At 64.5% G+C, this 18,283-nt stretch carries 19 protein-coding genes; 9 read left to right on the top strand and 10 right to left on the bottom strand.

Features of this window, described 5'->3' with window-relative positions; translation table 11 throughout:
* Positions 1 to 182: 182 nt before the first annotated feature.
* Positions 183 to 650: a GNAT family N-acetyltransferase gene (locus RP6297_RS22230; protein WP_009239761.1), complete on the bottom strand. Its 468-nt coding sequence runs from the start codon at positions 648 to 650 to the stop codon at positions 183 to 185.
* Between the two features lie 480 nt (positions 651 to 1,130).
* A complete protein-coding gene (locus RP6297_RS22235; protein WP_004634828.1) occupies positions 1,131 to 1,382 on the bottom strand; it encodes a DUF2798 domain-containing protein in 252 nt (83 codons plus the stop codon).
* 106 nt (positions 1,383 to 1,488) lie between these two features.
* Here RP6297_RS22235 and RP6297_RS22240 point away from each other — a divergent pair, with 106 nt between their 5' ends.
* The 3 genes from RP6297_RS22240 (at position 1,489) to RP6297_RS22250 (ending at position 3,853) form a co-directional block, all read left to right on the top strand.
* Positions 1,489 to 2,409 (top strand): LysR family transcriptional regulator, encoded by a 921-nt coding sequence (locus tag RP6297_RS22240; protein ID WP_009239762.1) that lies wholly within the window; start codon positions 1,489 to 1,491, stop codon positions 2,407 to 2,409.
* Between the two features lie 88 nt (positions 2,410 to 2,497).
* Positions 2,498 to 3,448 (top strand): alpha/beta fold hydrolase, encoded by a 951-nt coding sequence (locus RP6297_RS22245; RefSeq protein ID WP_009239763.1) that lies wholly within the window; start codon positions 2,498 to 2,500, stop codon positions 3,446 to 3,448.
* 180 nt (positions 3,449 to 3,628) lie between these two features.
* Positions 3,629 to 3,853: a hypothetical protein gene (locus RP6297_RS22250; protein WP_009239764.1), complete on the top strand. Its 225-nt coding sequence runs from the start codon at positions 3,629 to 3,631 to the stop codon at positions 3,851 to 3,853.
* 48 nt (positions 3,854 to 3,901) lie between these two features.
* Here the strand turns inward: RP6297_RS22250 and RP6297_RS22255 are convergent, their stop codons facing one another.
* Both RP6297_RS22255 and RP6297_RS22260 read right to left on the bottom strand, forming a co-directional pair.
* Positions 3,902 to 4,456, bottom strand: a complete 555-nt coding sequence (locus RP6297_RS22255; RefSeq protein WP_009239765.1) for a surface-adhesin E family protein — start codon at positions 4,454 to 4,456, stop codon at positions 3,902 to 3,904.
* A 66-nt stretch (positions 4,457 to 4,522) separates the two neighbouring features.
* Positions 4,523 to 5,395: a D-amino-acid transaminase gene (locus RP6297_RS22260; protein WP_009239766.1), complete on the bottom strand. Its 873-nt coding sequence runs from the start codon at positions 5,393 to 5,395 to the stop codon at positions 4,523 to 4,525.
* Positions 5,396 to 5,559: 164 nt separating this feature from the next.
* Here RP6297_RS22260 and RP6297_RS22265 point away from each other — a divergent pair, with 164 nt between their 5' ends.
* A complete protein-coding gene (locus RP6297_RS22265; RefSeq protein WP_009239767.1) occupies positions 5,560 to 6,069 on the top strand; it encodes a GNAT family N-acetyltransferase in 510 nt (169 codons plus the stop codon).
* Between the two features lie 104 nt (positions 6,070 to 6,173).
* On the top strand, positions 6,174 to 6,497 hold the full coding sequence (locus RP6297_RS22270; RefSeq protein WP_004634841.1) for a hypothetical protein: 324 nt from the start codon (positions 6,174 to 6,176) through the stop codon (positions 6,495 to 6,497).
* An 18-nt stretch (positions 6,498 to 6,515) separates the two neighbouring features.
* Here RP6297_RS22270 and RP6297_RS22275 read toward each other — a convergent pair whose 3' ends face one another.
* The 4 genes from RP6297_RS22275 to RP6297_RS22290 all read right to left on the bottom strand — a co-directional run bounded on the left by RP6297_RS22275 (position 6,516) and on the right by RP6297_RS22290 (position 11,153).
* Positions 6,516 to 7,259, bottom strand: coding sequence for an ABC transporter ATP-binding protein (locus RP6297_RS22275; RefSeq protein ID WP_009239768.1), 744 nt, complete (start codon positions 7,257 to 7,259; stop codon positions 6,516 to 6,518).
* An 11-nt stretch (positions 7,260 to 7,270) separates the two neighbouring features.
* Entirely contained in the window at positions 7,271 to 9,097 is a 1,827-nt protein-coding gene (locus RP6297_RS22280; RefSeq protein WP_009239769.1) for a branched-chain amino acid ABC transporter ATP-binding protein/permease, read from the bottom strand.
* A 4-nt stretch (positions 9,098 to 9,101) separates the two neighbouring features.
* Positions 9,102 to 10,154: a branched-chain amino acid ABC transporter permease gene (locus RP6297_RS22285; RefSeq protein WP_009239770.1), complete on the bottom strand. Its 1,053-nt coding sequence runs from the start codon at positions 10,152 to 10,154 to the stop codon at positions 9,102 to 9,104.
* A 114-nt stretch (positions 10,155 to 10,268) separates the two neighbouring features.
* Positions 10,269 to 11,153, bottom strand: a complete 885-nt coding sequence (locus RP6297_RS22290; RefSeq protein WP_009239771.1) for an IclR family transcriptional regulator — start codon at positions 11,151 to 11,153, stop codon at positions 10,269 to 10,271.
* A 275-nt stretch (positions 11,154 to 11,428) separates the two neighbouring features.
* Between RP6297_RS22290 and RP6297_RS22295 the strand changes: the two genes are divergently transcribed.
* From RP6297_RS22295 to RP6297_RS22305, 3 genes are read left to right on the top strand one after another with little or no spacing between them, the layout of a single operon-like run.
* A complete protein-coding gene (locus RP6297_RS22295; RefSeq protein WP_009239772.1) occupies positions 11,429 to 12,388 on the top strand; it encodes an MBL fold metallo-hydrolase in 960 nt (319 codons plus the stop codon).
* A gap of 2 nt (positions 12,389 to 12,390) precedes the next feature.
* Positions 12,391 to 14,070 carry an FAD-dependent oxidoreductase gene (locus RP6297_RS22300; protein WP_009239773.1) on the top strand — a complete coding sequence of 560 codons (1,680 nt, stop codon included), beginning with the start codon at positions 12,391 to 12,393 and terminating at the stop codon, positions 14,068 to 14,070.
* Between the two features lie 24 nt (positions 14,071 to 14,094).
* Positions 14,095 to 14,304 (top strand): DUF2783 domain-containing protein, encoded by a 210-nt coding sequence (locus RP6297_RS22305; RefSeq protein ID WP_009239774.1) that lies wholly within the window; start codon positions 14,095 to 14,097, stop codon positions 14,302 to 14,304.
* A gap of 201 nt (positions 14,305 to 14,505) precedes the next feature.
* Here the strand turns inward: RP6297_RS22305 and RP6297_RS22310 are convergent, their stop codons facing one another.
* Complete coding sequence (locus RP6297_RS22310) at positions 14,506 to 15,558, bottom strand: aldo/keto reductase (RefSeq protein ID WP_009239775.1); 1,053 nt, start codon at positions 15,556 to 15,558, stop codon at positions 14,506 to 14,508.
* Between the two features lie 210 nt (positions 15,559 to 15,768).
* A complete protein-coding gene (locus RP6297_RS22315) occupies positions 15,769 to 16,686 on the bottom strand; it encodes a LysR family transcriptional regulator (RefSeq protein WP_009239776.1) in 918 nt (305 codons plus the stop codon).
* Between the two features lie 133 nt (positions 16,687 to 16,819).
* Between RP6297_RS22315 and RP6297_RS22320 the strand changes: the two genes are divergently transcribed.
* The gene (locus RP6297_RS22320; protein ID WP_009239777.1) at positions 16,820 to 18,220 is read left to right on the top strand and encodes an MFS transporter; all 1,401 of its coding nucleotides are present in this window, start codon (positions 16,820 to 16,822) and stop codon (positions 18,218 to 18,220) included.
* Positions 18,221 to 18,283 lie beyond the last annotated feature (63 nt).

The following is an 18,283-nucleotide window of genomic DNA, read 5'->3' on the forward strand; positions in this document are numbered from 1 at the left end:
GAAATCGCAGATGCGGGATTACCCTATGGCTTGCGGGAAATTGCGTCCACCGTGGGCGACCCATCCGCCAAATCGCGCAATGGACAAAGGTCTTGGCACCGCGCTAGCGGTACGGAGCCGAAGGCGGTAGCGATTGGAAGCACTTCGACGTGCCGAAACTCGATTGTTGAGGCCGGAACGGCTCAGAACAATTTGCGATACACCACGAAGCCCGACTTGTCCGCCAGCGTGTCGTACAGCCGCATGGCGGTCGCGTTGGTTTCGTGTGTCTGCCAATAGACGCGCGGCAAGCCGTCGGCCTGCGCGCGACGGTAGACCGCTTCGATCAAGGCCCGCCCCACGCCCTGCCCGCGCGCGGCCTGCGCAGTGAACAGATCCTGCAAATAGCAGCTCATGCCGATTTGCGTGGTGCTGCGGTGGTAGAGGAAATGCACGATGCCGAGCAGCTCGCCCCCACGCTCGGCCACCAGCGCGTGCACCGGCTCCGTTTCGTCGAAGAAGCGCTGCCATGTCGTCTGCGTGACGATGTCGGGCAAGCCCGTCTCGCCCGCACGGCCGTAAAAGGCGTTGTAGCCATCCCAGAGCGGTTTCCACGCAGCGAAGTCGTCTTGGTGAACAGAGCGGATGTGGAGGTCGGCAGGTGCGGACATGGTGGGCTGGACGGGTGGCAACGCTCCGGCATTCTGCCAGCCGGCCGCCCCGCATGCAGCCGGCTTTCCTACCGATGGCTTAGCCCCTTAGCGTTGAGAATTGGACCTGCCCAACAGCACGGCGCGTTGATGTTGACTACGCCTACTCGTGCTGCTTCGCCCCGGCAGCGGCTATGTGCCGCGCACGACATCGGCAACGCCCGTGCCATGCCCGAACCTAGGGATTGTCCGTAGAAGGCCGGCCGACGGAAGAAAGTTTGCTGAAAGCATCGGCGCTCTACAGTGCGCTCCATGGCCCGGTCATGACCCGATATCGGGCCGTGCGATCTCCACGCACATCAGCGTCACTGCGATAAGGGTCGGGTGTTGTACCAGCCATATCGGCGGACCCAACGGGATGTCGGTCCGGCGTCCGCTTCAATCGGTCTTTCCTGCTGTCAACCTTGCGGCCCGCCGTCCTCCCGGTGGGCTGTTTTCTTTTCAGGGCTGCATCGGACTGGGCACCACGAGGCGCTGTGTCAGCCGCTGCACCAGCGGCGCCGCAATCAGCACGATGGTGAAGGCGGCCGGCCACGCCAGTACGAAGGCATGCGCCCAGCGGGCGAGAAAGTCGGAGCTGATACCGGCGTTGATCCAGCCGATCCAGCCCGTCATCAACAACGACATCAGGCCCGACATCATCCAGGCAAAGATGATGCGAAGACGTGTGGCGGTGGAAACTGGCATCGACATGGCGGTTCTCCTTGCAAGCCATCAAATGTGATTGACGGTATGCTAGACAACCGCTTTTATAGAAACTATAGACGTTTATTGAAACTTAAATTCCGAAAATGGAATCATGCTCGACGATCTGGCCCTCTTTGTATCCATCGTGGACCACGGCAGCCTCCAGGCCGCAGCGCGTCACGCCAACCTGCCGCCCGCCACGCTGACACGGCGCCTGCAGAAGCTCGAGACAGCGCTGGGTTGCCAGCTTCTGCTGCGCAGCGCCCGCAGCCTGAAACCGACGCCGGAGGGCCAGCTGTATTACGAGCAATGCCGCCCGCTGTTGACCGCGCTTGCGCAAACAACGGCCACGCTCGACGACGATCTCAACCAGGTGAAGGGCACCCTGCGTGTTCTTGCACCGTTGAACCTGTCGCGCGGGCTCCTCGCACCCGCGTATGCGAGTTTCATGGCGGCGTGGCCGGAGATCCGCCTGGAGCTATCGCTCAGCAACCGCAATGAAGACGTGTGGCGGCATGGCGCCGATCTTGCCATCCGCGTCGGCCAGCAGGACGACCCGAAGCTGCGGCAGCGGCGGCTCGGTGTCATCGGGATGGTGCTGGTGGCGTCGCCCGCGTACGTGGCCGAGCATGGCGCGCCGACCCATCCACATGAATTACAAGCGCATCGGCTGTTGGTGTCGTCGCCGCTCTCGACATGGCGCTTCACCTCACCCGATGGCGAGGAGACCATCGAACTGCAGCCTCATGGACGCTGCGACCTGAACGACATCGAACTGGGCGTGACGTTGGCGGAAACGGGCCTCGGCCTGCTGTACTGCCCTCGCACACTCTGCCATCAAGCGCTGGAGGCCGGCCGGCTGGTGCGCCTGCTGCCCGATTGGCGTACGCCGCAGCGACCCATCTACGCGGTGTGGCCGCAACAACAGTTGCCGCGCAAGGTGCGTACGTTGCTGGAGTATCTGGCAGCTTTCACCGCAGCCACGCCGTTGTTGCAGGCCGACCCTCCAGCGGGTGCGTCAGGCGCTGCTTGAAACGGGTAAAAACACGCGTTGTCGTATCGCCCCGTTACTTCGTAGGCTGCAGAGATTGCACCGCATCCCTTTTCCAGGAGGCCTCTCGATGCACAGCAGCCACGTGGTGCGCTCCGGCGACATTCGCCTGCATGCCCGCATGACACAGCCCGCCGACCATTCCGCTCGGGAGCGCCCTGCCATCGTTCTCGTGCATGGCTATCCGGACGACAGCTCCGTCTGGGACGGCGTGCGCGACACGCTGGCGCACGAGCGCCGTGTGCTCACCTTCGACGTGCGGGGTGCCGGCCTGTCAGACGCCCCCGCAGATACCACCGGTTACCGCATCCCCCAGTTTGTCGACGACCTTGCCGCCGTGGCCGACGCGTTGCTGCCCGGCGAGCGCTTTCATCTGGTCGGGCACGACTGGGGCTCCATCCACAGCTGGGAATCGGTGACGACCGATCGGCTGCGAGGGCGCATCGCGTCGTACACGTCGATCTCAGGCCCGTGCCTGGACCACGTCGGCCACTGGATGCGCGCGCAGCTCGATGCCGGCACATTTGCAGCCAGGCGTGCGGTGTGGAAGCAGCGGCTGCAATCCTGGTATGTGGGGTATTTCCACTTGCCGCTGGTGCCCGAATGGTCGTGGCGGCTGTGGGTCGCGCGCGCCTGGCCGTGGTGGCTGCACAAAACGGAAGGCATCCGCATCGACGCCCAGCGACCGACGCTTGTGCGCGATGCCTGCAACGGCGTGCGCATGTACCGCGCGAATTTTCGCGACCGCCTGGCCCGCCCGCAGGCGCGTGCGCCGCATGCGCCCGTGCAGCTCATCGTGCCAACGCGCGATCGCTACGTCAGCCCCGCCGTGACGCGCGCTGTGGAGGCCTGGGTGTCGCATTACTGGCGCCACGAGGTCGACGCCGGCCACTGGCTGCCCCTGCGTCGCCCCGAGTGGGTGGCCGACTACATCCGCCGCTTTGCCGACTATGTCGAATCAGGCCAGGAACCCGCTGAACTGCAGCGGGCCCGCGTGGCCGGCACGCTGGCCCCCGCCTAATGCGCCTAACGCCACTAGAGGATTGCGCCCAACGCAAACGTTGACGCGCGTGTAACACACTGTAATCATCGTCCGCCACAACGCTGACGGCGCGCCATGACCTGACGCCCGGACGGCTCGAGCCGCCGCTTTGCGCAAACCGTGTAGTCGGCCATCGATACAAGAAACAGGGACAAGACGATGAAAAGCAAGGTCGTGGTGTACGGCCCGCTCTACGGGAAGTGGTACGCAATCCTGGTCAACGACGGTGTGGCCGCCGAATCGAACCAGTTTGGCTCGTACGAAGCCGCCATGGGCTTCGCCTCACGCCGTTATCCGGAGCTTGAGCAGGAGCGGCAGCCCTACGCGCGGGGCCGCGAGGAAAGCGAGAACGGAAGCGACAGCCGCGAAGCTGCGCCCATCTGAACGGGAACGCCCGGGGCGGCATTGACGCCGCCCATGCCGACCCCAGCGTTAATGGCCGGCGCCGCAAAAGCGCCCGGCGATCCACTCGAACACGCTGCCTTCGCGCAGCGAGCGGCTTTGCGCCTCGTCGCCGTAATGGATCTGGTAAAGCGGCTTGCCGGTAGCGTTGCGCGCGCGATAGAGCGTTTGCGCAATCACTGTGTAGCTATGTCGCGCGCAGTCGAGCACAACCTGTTTGACCGACGAACGGATCGGCTGCCCATCTGCTGTCTTGATCGTGAAGTCGGGCAGCACGTTGCGCAGCAGCCGGAAGTGCACGGTGTGCGAATTGGCATCGGCCGCGGCACCGGGCTGCGGCTTGACCGATTGCCGATCGATATACGAAACAATGCCGTTGATGCTCTCGAAGCGGCGCCACCGGGAATCGGCGGAGGATGATTCGAGGGCGGGTGCCGCATCGGCCGAAACGGCTTGCGCGGCCCCCGTCGGCGCAGCGGCCGACGCAGAAATGGTTTGTGCGGATACGGGCATCGCTGCCCACTGCGCAGCAACCAGAGCGGTCGCCGCGATGGCGCTTTGCCAGCGCCAGCCTCCTGTCTTCATGGGGTGTCTCGCCTTGCTGCAAAAAACAGAGCGGGCGATTCTACCGCGCTGGCGCAACCGCTTACGTCACATCTGGTCGACGGGTTCGGCAACGTCCACGCCGGCAAAACGCAGATACAGCGTGCGCAGCGCCTGCGTGAGCGGGCCCGGCTGGCCGCTGCCGATCTGCACGCCGTCGATGGACACCACCGGCATCACAAACGTCGACGCGCTGGTGTAGAACGCCTCGGCGGCCTGCTGGGCTTCGGCCACGGTGAAGGCGCGTTCTTCCAGCGTCAGGCCATGTTCGCGCGCCAGCGCCAGGATCGACACACGCGTGATGCCCGGCAGCACGGCGTTCGACAGCGGACGCGTGATCAGCCGCTTATCGGCGGTGATGATGAACGCGGTCGACGACGCGCCTTCGGTCACGCGGTCGCCGTCGGTCATCCAGGCTTCGTGCGCGCCGGCGCGGGCGGCGATCTGCTTGGCCATCACCTGCGGCAACAGGCCCACGCTTTTGATGTCGCAACGCTTCCAGCGCAGATCGGGCACCGTCGCCACAGTTGCGCCCTTCTTTGCGAGCGGGCTGTCGACGATGGACTTGACCTGCGTGAATGCCACGGCCGTCGGCGAGATGTCAGCCGGTATGCCGAAATCGCGCTCGGCCACGCCGCGCGTGACCTGCATGTAGACCACACCCTCGTCCAGCCCATTGCGCGCCACCAGCTCTTCGCACACGCGCGTCCATTCGGCGTCGGTGTACGGGTTGTCGATGCCGATCTCGGACAGCGATCGTGTCAGGCGGGCGAGGTGCGCGTCGTTGTCGACGAGCTTGCCGCGCGCCACGGCGGTGACTTCATAGATGCCATCGGCAAAGGTGAAGCCGCGATCCATGACAGAGACGGTGGCTTCGGCGGCCGGCACGTATTGGCCGTTCAGGAAGATGATTCGCGACATGCTGGGAGAGAGGATTCAAGTGTGGGCGGGACTGCCCTGCCAACGAATCTACAGGATACGTGCGCGATCCTGCGAATACCGATGTGTGCCCACGTTATGCGAAAACGGCATGAAGCGCGATACCGCTCCGTTAAACTCTGCCGTTTTCGTCCGACCGCGCACCCATGTCCGAAATCACCATCCGCCCGATCGTCGCAGACGACCTGGCCGGCATCCTCGCCGTGCAGCAGGCCTGTTACGGCGAGGGGTTTCTGGAACCGGGCGATGCGCTTGCCAGCCGCTGGGCGCGCAGTCCGGCTGTGTGCCTGGTCGCGCTGCACGGGGCCGACGTGGTGGGATACCTGCTCTCGCATGCGTGGCACGCATGGACGCCGCCAAAATTGCACGTGCCACTCCCCGCCCCGGATGCGGCCGATGTGCTCTGGTTCGTGCACGACATGGCCATCGCGCCGGCAGGCCGTGGCCAGCGTTTGGGCGAGCAGCTTTACGCCACGGCATCCGCCAGCGCCCATGCGCAGGGGCTGCGCCAATCCCGGTTGGTAGCGGTGCAAGGCGCGGATGTGTTCTGGCGGCGCCTTGGGTATCAGCCCGCCGACGTGGATGGTGCCGCGTTGGCCGCTCTGCGCGCGGTGTACGGAGAGGACGCAGAACTGATGGAGCGCGCGTTGCCGTGAGCGGCCATGGCGTCACTCCGTTACAATTTGCAACACCCGTATCGCTTCTGTAAGACTGCGCGCGCCCGCTTCTACTACAGTGCAGCGTCTTGAGGAATTCCCACATGCATAAGAACTTCGCGCTGTACGTTCTGGCAGCCGCTGCAGCGCTGTCGTCGCAGGCGGCCCTGGCCCGTGTCAATGTCGATATTGGAATCGGTGTGCCCGTCGCACCGGTTTATGTCGAGCCCGCGCCGGTGTACGCCCCGCCTCCGCCGCCGGCCTACTATGCGCCGGCCCCCGTCTATGTCGCGCCGCAGCCGGTCATCGTTGCCCCCGGCTACTACGACGATGGGCGCGGCCGCGAATGGCAGGAACGTCAATGGCGCGAACAACGCTGGCGTGAGCGTGAATGGCGCCGGCACCATCGTCATGACGACGACGATTGATCCGGCTCACCGCAGCGCTCAGGCGGCCTTCTTCGCCAAGCCCAGGTAGGTTTCGATCACGCGGGGGTTGACGGCCAATTCCTGCGCCGCGCCTTCGAGCGTCATATCGCCCGTTTCCAATACGTAGCCGTAGTCGGCGACCTGCAGCGCGGCGCGTGCGTTCTGTTCGATCAGCAGCGTTGCCACGCCGGTTTTGCGCAGGTCGCTGATGATGTGAAAGATCTCTTTGACGATGAGCGGGGCAAGACCGAGACTCGGCTCATCGAGCATCAGCAACTGGGGCTTGGCCATCAGCGCGCGGCCCACGGCGAGCATCTGGCGCTCGCCGCCGGAAAGCGTGCCGGCTTCTTGCGCGCGACGCTCTTTCAGGCGCGGGAACAAGTCGTACACCACCTCCATCTGGTCGAGATAGTTGCGCTCACCCGCACGCTTGCGGCGGTACGCGCCCAGCACGAGGTTGTCTTCCACGCTCATGGTGGCAAACAGCTCGCGCTTTTCCGGGACGAGGCACATACCGCGTGCCACGCGCTTTTCCACCGGCAGACCAGTCAGGTTGTGACCGAGATACGAGACCACGCCGCTGGCCGAGCCGGTCGTTGGCAGCGCACCCATGACGGCGCCAAGCATGGTCGATTTGCCCGCGCCGTTCGGGCCGATGACCGTCACGATCTGGCCCGACTCCACCTTCAGGTTGGCGCCGTGCAGCGCCTCTACCTTGCCGTAGCGGACGTGCAGGTCCTTCACTTCCAGGATGACTGACATGCGCGTTCTCCCTATTCCACGCCGCCGAGGTAGGCTTCCAGCACTGCGGGGTTCTGCTGCACTTCCTGCGGCAGCCCTTCGGCAATCTTGGTGCCGAATTCCATGACGACCAGCCGATCGGTGAGGTTCATGACGAAGTCCATGTCGTGCTCGACCAGCAACACGCTCATGCCTTCGGCTTTCAGCTTGGTCAGCAGCGCGGCCAGCGCCTGCTTTTCCTTGTAGCGCAGGCCCGCGGCGGGCTCGTCCAACAGCAGCAGCGCGGGGTCGCAGCACAGGGCACGGGCGATTTCCAGAATGCGCTGCTGGCCCAGCGCAAGGCTGCCGGCTTCCTGATACATGCAATCGGCCAGACCCACGCGCTCCAGTTGACGGCGCGCTTCGAACAGCAGCTTCTGCTCTTCGGCCTGGTTCATGCGCACCACGCTTGCGAGCACCCCGCCTTGCGCCGCAAAATCGCCGCGCAGGTGGGCGCCAAGGGCCACGTTCTCCAAGACGGTCATGCCCGACAGCAGTTGCACATGCTGGAAGGTACGACCGATGCCGCGCTTGACGATCTCGCGCGAAGGTTTGCCGCTGATGTGCTCGCCGCGGTAAAGCACCTCACCACGCGTGACCGGCAGCACACCCGTCACCAGGTTGAAGGTGGTGGACTTGCCGGCGCCATTGGGGCCGATCAGGCCGATGATCTCGCCGGCCTTCACCTGGAAGCTGACGTCGTTCACGGCAACCAGGCCACCAAACTCCTTGCGCGCGGCGCGCACGTCGAGGATCAGCTCACCGGCTTGCGGCTTCTCGCGCTGCTTCAGTGCCGGTGCATCGTCGGGTGCGCGCGCCGTCGGAGGCGATGGAAACAGCTTGCGGATGAAGGGCCAGACGCCATCGCGCGCGTACTGCAGTAACAGCACGAGCAGCACGCCGAACACGATGATTTCGAAGTTGCCGTTGGAGCCGAGCAGCTTCGGCAGGATGCTCTGCAGGCTGTCTTTCAGGATGGTCAGCAAACCCGCACCAAGCACCGCGCCCCACACGTGGCCCACGCCGCCGACCACCGCCATGAACAGGTATTCGATGCCGTAGTTGAGGCCGAATGGCGTCGGGTTCACCGCGCGCTGCAGATGCGCATAGAGAAAGCCCGAAATGCACGCCAGCACCGCCGCAAACACGAAGATCACCACCTTCATCCATGCGGTGTTCACCCCCATCGCCTCGGCCATCGTGCCGCCGCCCTTGAGCGCGCGGATGGCGCGGCCTGGGCGCGAATTCAGCAGGTTCTGCACCGCCAGCACCGCCACGACAACGACGGCCCAGATCAGGTAGAACATCTCGCGGCCGGTCTGCAGCGATTTGCCGAGCACGTTCAGCACCGGAATGCCGTTCAGCCCGTCGTACTTGCCCAGGAATTCCAGGTTGCCGAACAGGAAGAAGAGCGACAGGCCCCACGCAATCGTCGCCAGCGGCAGGTAGTGGCCTGACATGCGCATCGTGATCAGGCCAATCACATAGGCGCTGACCACCGTGATCACCAACCCGGCCCACAAGCCGATCCACGGCGAGACACCGTACTGCGTTGTCAGATAGGCGGTGCTGTATGCACCGAGGCCAACGAACGCTGCCTGCCCGAACGAGGTCAGCCCGCCTACACCCGTCAGCAGCACGAGCCCCAGCGCGACAAGGCTATAGAGCCCGATGTAGTTCAGAAGCGTGATCCAGAACTCGGGCGTGGGCACGATCGGGATCAGCACGAGCACGACCACGAACAACGCGGTCAGCACGCGGTTGCGCGAAAGCCAGCCGCGCTGCGCCGTGCCTTCGGAAGATTTGGTCAGCGTGTTCATCGGCTTATTCCTCTTCCTCGACATGCTTGGTGGTGAGCGATCGCCACAGCAGCACCGGAATGATGAGCGTGAACACGATCACCTCCTTGAAAGCCGACGCCCAGAACGATGAATACGACTCCAGCAGCCCCACCAGAAGCGCACCCAGCGCGGCCACCGGATAGCTCACGAGCCCGCCCACGATGGCGCCAACGAAGCCCTTCAGGCCGATCAGGAAACCGGACTCGTAGTAGACCGTGGTCAGCGGCGCAATCAGGATGCCGCACAGCGCACCGAGCGCCGCCGCCAGCGTGAAAGCCAATCGCCCGGCCTGTGTGGTCCCGATGCCGACCAGCCGCGCACCCAGCCGGTTCACCGCCGTGGCCCGCAGCGCCTTGCCCGAGACCGTGCGGCCGAAGTAGAAGTACAGCGCCACGATCATCAGCACCGATACAGCCACCACCCAAAGGCTCTGGCCCGACACACTGAGCGCGCCCAGATCAAAGCGCGCATCGGAAAACGCCTCCGTGCGCGAGCCTTCTGCGCCAAACATCACGAGGCCCAGGCCGACCATCGCAAAGTGCACGCCCACCGAAACGATCAGCAGCACGAGCGTGCTGGCTTCGGCCAACGGCTCATAGGCCAGGCGGTAGATCATGGGGCCCATCGGAATGACGATCAGCAGCGTCAACGCCACCTGCGCAAGCATGGGCAGCGTCATCGGGCCCAGCATGCGAGCGGCGACGTACACGGCAACCGGAAAAACAAGGTATTTGCCTGCATAGACGGCGCCCGTTCGCAGCGCATGCAGGCGCAGTTCCGGTTGCAGCAGCGTACGCCCCATCTCGACGAGGAACGTCAGCACGCCCAGCGCTACAAGCATGCTGGCCGACAGCGGCGCCTTGTTGGCCTGGATGGCAGCCAGCGTGAGCGCGCCGTACGCGACGAATTCGCCCTGCGGGATGAAGATCACGCGCGTGACGGAAAACACCAGCACGAGCGCCAGTGCCAGCAGCGCGTAGATCGCGCCCGATGTCACGCCGTCTTGCGCCAGGATGGCGGCAATCGACAAATCCATGAAGCTCCTCGTTCTTGTAATCGTGGAGTTCGCGCCGGATGTGAGCCGGGCGAGGGGGCGCCACGCGTTACGAGATAGTAAATTTCTTACGACAGGATGAAATTGGCGACAACCCTAACGCACCGCCCTGCTTCGACGGCTGCCGGCTTTCGCAGGGCGTTCCGCGGGTGCCTGCAGCATGGCAGACAAGCGCATCACGAACGTGCGCAACGTGTGCTCCAGCTCGCCGCCGCGCTGCGCGTGAAACAGCGGTTGCAGGTTCAGCGCGATCAACACCAGCACGAGCTGCCCGCGTGCACCGAACACCGGCAACGACAGCGCGTTCACGCCCGGCAGCAGGCTGCCCGACACCCACGATGCGCCTTCGGTGCGGACGTCTTCGCACAGGCGGTAGTAATCCGTCAGAGACCGCGGCAAACCGGGGAGATCGTCACCGGCACGCTCGTGCAGTTCGCGTTCCACCAAGGGCAGCGTCTGTTCCATCGGCTGATAGGCGCCGAACAATCGCCCGGTGGCGGAATTGAGCATCGGCAGGACGTCGCCAATACGCAGGTTCACACCCGGCGCACCACCCGCCTTCTCCCAATGCACGACAGTCGGGCCGCGATCGCTCCACACGGCAATGCCGATGGTGTGACCGGTCTGGTCTCGCAGGCCGGCCAGCAACGGCCGCGTGCGGACGATGGCATCGGAACGGTTGAGGCTGGCCAGGCCCAGGCGAAGCGCAAACGGGCCCAGTTCGTAGCGGCCGGTCAGCGGATCTTGCGACACCGCGCCCACGCGCTGCAGGCTGACCAGATAACGATGCGCCTTGGAGGGATGCATACCGGCGGCGCGCGCGAGATCGCCGAGCGCCATTGCCCGCATGGCACGCGTGAGCGCCACCAGTAATTGAGAGCCGACTTCGATGGATTGGATGCCCGAACGGTCGCGGTTTGCGCGCGCGTCTTCTGCATCGCCATCGGTGGGCAGGTCGTCTTCGACTTCCGTGGTCTCCATGTCTCGGGGCGTATTGGCTGGACGGGGCCGACAAAGTGCTGCGAGCGTAGCACGCAGCAACGCGTAGACGGCCGTTTTTGGTTTTTATGCATTGTATAAACAATGCTTCTAACCATAATCAACGTATACCCTAGGCGCGTCTCCAGACCGTGCGGTCTATGATTGCCAGCGTTCGGCATGGCTTGCCCTCAGCCCAACCCAACGCAGGCTTCCCGAGCCACGCATGTTGAAACGTAATTCCCCCAACCGTAATCCACTACACCAGGAGTGACAGAATGGCCAAAGCCTTCGCCTCGCAAGCCGACCTCGAGGCCAAACAAGTCACCTTCACCCAGCTCTCCCCCAACGCTTACGCTTATACAGCCGAGGGCGACCCGAACTCCGGCGTCATCATTGGCGACGACTCGGTGCTGATCGTCGACACCACCGCCACGCCCGCGATGGCGCAAGACCTGATCGCACGCATCCGCGCCATCACCGACAAGCCGATCAAGCACGTGGTGCTGTCGCACTATCACGCGGTGCGCGTGCTGGGCGCGTCGGCCTACTTTGCCGAGGGCGCACAGAACATCATTGCCAGCCGCGGCACGTACGAAATGATCGTCGAGCGCGGCGAGGCCGATATGAAGTCCGAAATCGAGCGCTTCCCGCGCCTGTTTGCCGGCGTGGAAACCGTGCCGGGCCTGACGTGGCCGACGCTGGTGTTCGAGCGCGAGCTGACACTGTTTCTGGGCAAGTTGGAAGTGAAGATCCTGCACCTTGGCCCCGGCCACACGAAGGGCGACACGGTGGTGTGGATTCCGTCGCAGAAGGTGCTCTTTTCCGGTGACCTCGTCGAATACGACGCCGCCTGCTACTGCGGTGACGCCCAACTCGAAGAATGGCCCGCCACGCTGGATGCACTGCGCGCGCTCGGCGCCGACAAGCTCGTGCCGGGCCGTGGCCCCGCGTTGCTCAACCCGGGCGAAGTCGACAAGGGCCTCGCTTATACACGCGATTTCGTGTCTACGCTGCTGCAACGTGGCAAGGAAGCCGTCGCGCAGAAGATGGACCTGAAGGCCGCCATGGCGCATACCCGCGCGGCCATGGACCCGAAATTTGGCAGCGTCTTCATCTATGAGCACTGCCTGCCGTTTGACGTAACGCGCGCCTTTGACGAGGCCAGCGGCATCAAGCACCCGCGCATCTGGACCGCCGAGCGCGACAAGGAAATGTGGGCCGCCCTGCAAGGCTGAACATGAATCCCGACTTCCAGAACCGCGTCTTCGCGTATGCGCCGTGCGCCGAACAGCAACCCGGCGCGGCCACTAAAGCGCGCCCCGTTGTCATCGTCGGCGCCGGGCCGGTGGGGCTGGCCACGGCCATCGATCTGGCGCAGCAGGGCGTGGCCGTGGTCGTCGTCGACGACGATTGCACGCTGTCGACCGGCTCACGCGCGATCTGCTTCTCCAAGCGCTCGCTGGAGATTTTCGATCGGCTCGGTTGCGGCGACTGCATGATCGACAAGGGCGTGAGCTGGAACGTCGGCAAGGTCTACCTGAAGGACGAGCTGCTCTACAGCTTTGACCTGCTGCCCGAAACCGGCCACCGCCGGCCGGCGTTCATCAACCTCCAGCAGTACTACGTCGAGGGCTTTCTCGTTGAACGCGCGCAAGCCTTGCCGAACATCGAACTGCGCTGGAAGAACAAGGTGACGGCCCTCACGCAGGATGCCGATGGCGTGACGCTCAGCATTGAGACGCCCGATGGCACGTACGCACAGCGCGCGCGGTACGTCGTCGCCGCCGATGGCTCGCGCAGCCCGGTACGCCACATGATGGGCCTCGAAGCCCGCGGCCAGACCTTCAAAGACCGCTTCCTGATCGCCGACGTGCGTATGGATGCGCCGTTCCCGAGCGAGCGCTGGTTCTGGTTTGATCCGCCGTTCCACCCGAATCAGTCGGTGCTGCTGCACCATCAACCCGACAACGTCTGGCGCATCGACTTCCAACTCGGCTGGGACGCCGACCCCGTCGCCGAGAAACAACCGGAGCGCGTCATTCCACGCGTGCGCGCGCTTCTGGGCGAAAACGTCGATTTCGAGCTGGAATGGGTCAGCGTCTATACGTTTTCATGCGAACGCATGGACCGCTTCCGCCACGGCCGCGTGCTCTTCATCGGCGATGCAGCGCACCGGGTGTCGCCGTTCGGTGCGCGCGGCGCCAACAGCGGCTTGCAGGATGCCGAGAACCTCGCGTGGAAATTGCGCATGGTGCTTGCCGGCGATGCGCCCGACGCCCTGCTCGACACGTACGCGAGCGAGCGCGAGTTCGCTGCCGACGACAACATCCGCCACTCCACCCGCTCGACCGACTTCATCACGCCCAAGAGCGCGGTCAGCCGGCTCTTTCGCGATGCCACACTGCGCTTGGCCAAGCACTATCCGTTTGCGCGAACCCTGGTCAACAGCGGACGGTTGTCTACGCCGACAGTGCTCGAGGGCTCTGCATTGCAGACCGAAGATGAAGCGCCCTTTGCCTGCACGCTCGTACCCGGCGCTGTCGCACTCGACGCGCCGGTGCGCACCGCCGATGGCCGCGCCGATTGGCTCCTCGGTCATCTGCACAGCGGCTTCACGGCGCTGCGTTTCTGCGGTGCCGGAGAACGCGTCGAAGCGCTACCGCTTCGTACGCTGGCAGTCTTCCCGGCCGGCGGCATCGGCACCGCTTCAGCCAACGTGACGGCGCTGGAAGACATCGATGGCCTGGTCGCACAACGCTATGACGCACGCCCCGGCACGACCTACCTGATCCGCCCAGATCAGCACGTCTGCGCACGCTGGCGCGCGCTTGAGGCTGCCAAGCTGGCCGCTGCGTTGCTTCGCGCCACCGGGCAAACGGCGCCGGCAGCAGAGCCGCATGCCACTGTCTCCGCGTGAGTTGAATACCGATCACCGATCGCCATGCCGCTGAATACGCAACCGAACCTGCCGCGCCCCGATGACTTTTACGAAGCGCTGATCGACGCACACCGCAACCTCGACGAGGAGCACAGCGCGATGCTCAACTCGCAGCTCATCCTGCTGCTCGCGAACCATATCGGCGACATGGCGGTATTGCGTGAAGCGCTGGCGGCGGCGCGGCTTGCATTGCCGGCGGCAACGGCAACCTGAGCGTCATCACGTTTCATCATTCCAACGCTTCCGCTTGATCGTACTTGCGGCTGGGGTGGGCGCGAAGAGGAACGCGCTCCGCCAAAACGATAACGCGGCGGCCGATGCGGCGCAGCGTGCGCAACGGCGCGCGCTCCATCACAAGGTGGAGCGCGGCAATCCGCGCCGCGTGTTCAAAGGCGAACGATTTGAGCCGGCAGACTAGCGCACAGCTTGCCGCATTCCGGCAAGCTGGCCACGCCGGTACTCCCCTTGCCGCTCCAGCATCCAGCCCGGGTATTCGGCCGGGAGTTTGCTCAGCTCGTCGAGCTGCGCGAGTTCTTCCGCCGTCAGTTCAACCTTGGTGGCCGCGATGTTGTCGTCGAGCTGCTCGATCTTCTTGGCACCGACGATCACGGTGGTCACTGCCTGCTGATGCAGCAGCCACGCCAGCGCAATCTGCGCGACCGACACGCTGCGCGCATTGGCCATGACGCGCATGGCATCCACGCACGTGTAGGCACGTGCCCGGTCCACCGGCGGGAAATCGAATTTGTTGCGGCGGCTGTCCTGCTCGCCATGCTGCTCGCGTGTGTACTTGCCGCTGAGCAGGCCACCGGCCAGCGGGCTCCACACCATCAGGCCCAGGCCTTCGCTCTTGAGCATCGGCACCAACTCGCGCTCCAGGTCGCGGCCGGCAACTGTGTAATAGGCCTGCAGGCTTTCGAAGCGAGCGCAGCCCAGCCGCTCGGCAATGCCCAACGCCTTGACGATCTGCCACGCCGCCCAGTTCGATACACCCACATAGCGCACGTGGCCATGCTGGACCAGCGTGTCGAGGGCACGCACGGTTTCTTCGATCGGCGTGGCGGGATCGAAACCATGGATCTGATAAAGATCGATATGGTCAAGCTGCATGCGCTTCAGGCTCGCCTTGATGCCGTCCATGATGTGGAACCGCGAGGCGCCGCGCGCGTTCACGCTGTCGCCGGTCTGCCCGAACACCTTGGTGGCGACGACCACGCTGTCGCGCGACACCTTCAGGTTCTTGAGCGCCTGCCCCGTCAACTGCTCGGCGACGCCATTGGCGTACACATCCGCCGTATCGATGAAATTGATGCCGGCGTCGAGGGCGCGCCCGATCAGGCGCTCGGCATCGGCTTGCTGCAAATCGCCGATGTGCTGCCAGATGCCATCGCTGCCGCCGAAGGTCATCGTGCCGAGGCATAGCTCAGAAACAAACAGGCCGGTCCGGCCCAGTCGGTTGTAACGCATGTGATCGACTCCAATACGGTGGGAATGGAATGCTGAGCGCACAGGCTCAGATGCGAAAGACAACGCAGAGGATAAGACGGACCGGCTGATCCTGCAGAGCGCTCAGTCGGATGCAGGGTGATGGCCCAGGCGCAAGGAGAAGACCAGGCTAGGCAAGCCTACCGGTCATCCCGCGGAAGACTGCAGCGCACGGCCTGGGCAAGCTGATGCCTAGCGTTCCAGCTCTGCAAAGCGCTGCGCGACAAGGTTGCGCAGCCACTGGTTGCCGGCGTCCTGATGGAAGCGCCGGTGCCAGAACACATTGGTCTGCAGTGCCGGAAGCTTGAGCGGCGGCGCAACGAACTCGAGCCCGAACGGCGGCGCTGCCCGCTCGGCCAGCTTGCGCGGTACCGTCACCACCAGATCGGTCGTGCTGACGATGTACGGCACCGCCACGAAGTGCGGCACTGAAAAACGCGCCGACTGCGTGATCCCCGCCTTGTCCAGCAGCGGCCCGATGGCGTTGTAAGGGCTGGCCGAACTCGCCACCACCAGATGCGACGCGGCGCGAAAGCGTTCCAGCGTGAGCCTGCCTTCCGACAGCGCATGGCCGCGCCGGAACATCGTCACGTAATCCTGCTGGAACAGGCGGCGCTGGAAGATGCTCTCGCCGGAAAGATCATCGAACGCGCCAATGGCAAGGTCGATGGCGCCGGCCTCCATTTCGGCCTTCATGTCGAACCCGCCCGCACGCAGCGTGTCGATACGCACGCCGGGCGCCTGCTCAGCACACAACTGCGCCAGCACCGGCATGAAATACACCTCGCCCACATCGCTCATGGCAATGGTGAAGGTGCGCGTGGACGTGCCGGCTTCAAAGTGCGTGCGCTGGCCGAAGGCGCGTTGCAACGTGTCGAGCGCCGTGGCCACCGGTTCGGCCAGTTGCTCGGCAAGTGCGGTCGGCATCATGCCGCGCGGCGTGCGCACGAAGAGTTCGTCATCAAAGGTCCGGCGCAGGCGCGACAGCGCGTTGCTGACCGCCGGCTGCGACAGGCCCAGCCGCTCGGCCACGACGGAGATGCGCTTTTCGCGCAGGATTTCCTGAAACAGCACCAGCAGGTTCAGGTCCACATCCCGCAGATTCAGCATGACGACGCCTCGACATTCACAATATCAATAGCATGCATTCTCGCATTGATATTCCAAATTCTCATCCGATCCGGACAATACGCGCATACCAAGAATCCAAAACTGAGCGGCGACCCCGCCACCGGAGACCACCATGCGCCCTGCCCACGCCGCACGTGACACATCGTCAACGCCCATCGACCTCGTCCGGCTGATCGATCAGGGCAAGGTTGGCGGCTTTCAGATTCTGTTGCTGGCCATCTGCGGGCTGTGCCTGATCATCGACGGCTTCGACGTGCAGGCCATGGGTTATGTGGCGCCAGCCATCATCAAGGACTGGAACATCACCAAGGCGAGCCTCGGGCCGGTATTCGGCGCGGGGCTGTTCGGCATGCTGGTCGGCTCGCTGGTGTTTGGCGTGCTGGGCGACCGCTTCGGGCGGCGGCCGGTACTGATCGTCGCCACGTTCTTTTTTGCGGCGTGCATGCTGGCCACAACGCAGGTGGCAACGGTGGAGGCGCTGCTCGTTCTTCGCTTCATCACGGGTCTGGGCCTGGGTTGCATCATGCCCAACGCAATGGCGCTGGCCGGTGAGTTCAGCCCCGCACGCTCTCGCGTCACGTGGATGATGCTGGTGTCGTGCGGCTTTACCGTGGGCGCGGCACTTGGCGGCTTTGTGAGCGCGGCGCTGCTCTCACGCTTTGGGTGGCAGGCAGTGTTCCTGGTGGGCGGGCTGGTGCCCCTCGCCATTGGCGTGATGATGGTGCTGTGGCTGCCGGAATCCCTGCAATACCTGGTGCTCAAGGGCGATCCACAAACGCGCCATCAGCGTCTGGCTCGGTGGCTGAGCAAGCTGGCGCCGCAACTGCAGGTGAACGCGCAAACGCAATTCGTGGTGCCCGAGGCAGCCGCGCGTGGCATGCCGGTCTCCGCGCTGTTCACGGAAGGCCGCGCCAAGGTCACGCTCGTGCTGTGGGTCATCAACTTCATGAACCTGATCGACCTGTACTTCCTGTCGAACTGGCTGCCGACGCTGATTCGCGATGCCGGTTACCCCACGGATACCGCTGTGCTGGTGGCGACCGCGCTGCAGGTGGGCGGTGTGATCGGCACGCTCACGCTGGGCCGATTGATCGATCGCCTCGGCTTTGTGCGCGTGCTGGCCGTGTGCTTCCTGGTCGCCTGCGTCACCGTCGGGTGGATCGGCCATGTGGCGGCTGCGCTGCCCGTGCTGGTGACGGTGGTGTTCGTGGCCGGCTTCTGCATCGTCGGCGGACAGCCTGCGGTAAATGCGCTCGCCGCCACGTATTACCCCACCACGCTGCGGGCCACCGGCATCGGCTGGAGCCTGGGCGTGGGCCGCATCGGCTCTGTCATCGGCCCGGTGATCGGCGGCCAGTTGATTGCCATGCAATGGAGCGGCCCGGCGTTGTTCTCGGCCGCCGCGGTGCCGGCGATGGTGTCATTCGGCATGGTGCTGGCGCTTACGCTGGCCGCCAGTGGCGCGGACGCCGCACGCTTTGCCTCAGGTCGCGCGACCGGCAAGCCTGCTTGATGGCCCGGTAACGACTACGCTTTCCCTGAAGACGCTCCTGACTTTTTCTCCAAGGACTTCACC

The sequence above is a fragment of the Ralstonia pickettii genome (genome assembly GCF_016466415.2).
In the GTDB taxonomy this organism is placed as follows: domain Bacteria; phylum Pseudomonadota; class Gammaproteobacteria; order Burkholderiales; family Burkholderiaceae; genus Ralstonia; species Ralstonia pickettii.

What these genes read in the sequence shown, in the direction of transcription:
- RP6297_RS22290 (WP_009239771.1), bottom strand. Translation starts at nt 11,153, where the DNA reads ATGGAGACCACGGAAGTCGAAGACGACCTGCCCACCGATGGCGATGCA.
- RP6297_RS22240 (WP_009239762.1), top strand. Translation starts at nt 1,489, where the DNA reads ATGCTCGACGATCTGGCCCTCTTTGTATCCATCGTGGACCACGGCAGC.
- RP6297_RS22310 (WP_009239775.1), bottom strand. Translation starts at nt 15,558, where the DNA reads ATGCGTTACAACCGACTGGGCCGGACCGGCCTGTTTGTTTCTGAGCTA.
- RP6297_RS22250 (WP_009239764.1), top strand. Translation starts at nt 3,629, where the DNA reads ATGAAAAGCAAGGTCGTGGTGTACGGCCCGCTCTACGGGAAGTGGTAC.
- RP6297_RS22245 (WP_009239763.1), top strand. Translation starts at nt 2,498, where the DNA reads ATGCACAGCAGCCACGTGGTGCGCTCCGGCGACATTCGCCTGCATGCC.
- RP6297_RS22300 (WP_009239773.1), top strand. Translation starts at nt 12,391, where the DNA reads ATGAATCCCGACTTCCAGAACCGCGTCTTCGCGTATGCGCCGTGCGCC.
- RP6297_RS22270 (WP_004634841.1), top strand. Translation starts at nt 6,174, where the DNA reads ATGCATAAGAACTTCGCGCTGTACGTTCTGGCAGCCGCTGCAGCGCTG.
- RP6297_RS22305 (WP_009239774.1), top strand. Translation starts at nt 14,095, where the DNA reads ATGCCGCTGAATACGCAACCGAACCTGCCGCGCCCCGATGACTTTTAC.
- RP6297_RS22285 (WP_009239770.1), bottom strand. Translation starts at nt 10,154, where the DNA reads ATGGATTTGTCGATTGCCGCCATCCTGGCGCAAGACGGCGTGACATCG.
- RP6297_RS22320 (WP_009239777.1), top strand. Translation starts at nt 16,820, where the DNA reads ATGCGCCCTGCCCACGCCGCACGTGACACATCGTCAACGCCCATCGAC.
- RP6297_RS22260 (WP_009239766.1), bottom strand. Translation starts at nt 5,395, where the DNA reads ATGTCGCGAATCATCTTCCTGAACGGCCAATACGTGCCGGCCGCCGAA.
- RP6297_RS22265 (WP_009239767.1), top strand. Translation starts at nt 5,560, where the DNA reads ATGTCCGAAATCACCATCCGCCCGATCGTCGCAGACGACCTGGCCGGC.
- RP6297_RS22230 (WP_009239761.1), bottom strand. Translation starts at nt 650, where the DNA reads ATGTCCGCACCTGCCGACCTCCACATCCGCTCTGTTCACCAAGACGAC.
- RP6297_RS22255 (WP_009239765.1), bottom strand. Translation starts at nt 4,456, where the DNA reads ATGAAGACAGGAGGCTGGCGCTGGCAAAGCGCCATCGCGGCGACCGCT.
- RP6297_RS22280 (WP_009239769.1), bottom strand. Translation starts at nt 9,097, where the DNA reads ATGAACACGCTGACCAAATCTTCCGAAGGCACGGCGCAGCGCGGCTGG.
- RP6297_RS22295 (WP_009239772.1), top strand. Translation starts at nt 11,429, where the DNA reads ATGGCCAAAGCCTTCGCCTCGCAAGCCGACCTCGAGGCCAAACAAGTC.
- RP6297_RS22315 (WP_009239776.1), bottom strand. Translation starts at nt 16,686, where the DNA reads ATGCTGAATCTGCGGGATGTGGACCTGAACCTGCTGGTGCTGTTTCAG.
- RP6297_RS22235 (WP_004634828.1), bottom strand. Translation starts at nt 1,382, where the DNA reads ATGTCGATGCCAGTTTCCACCGCCACACGTCTTCGCATCATCTTTGCC.
- RP6297_RS22275 (WP_009239768.1), bottom strand. Translation starts at nt 7,259, where the DNA reads ATGTCAGTCATCCTGGAAGTGAAGGACCTGCACGTCCGCTACGGCAAG.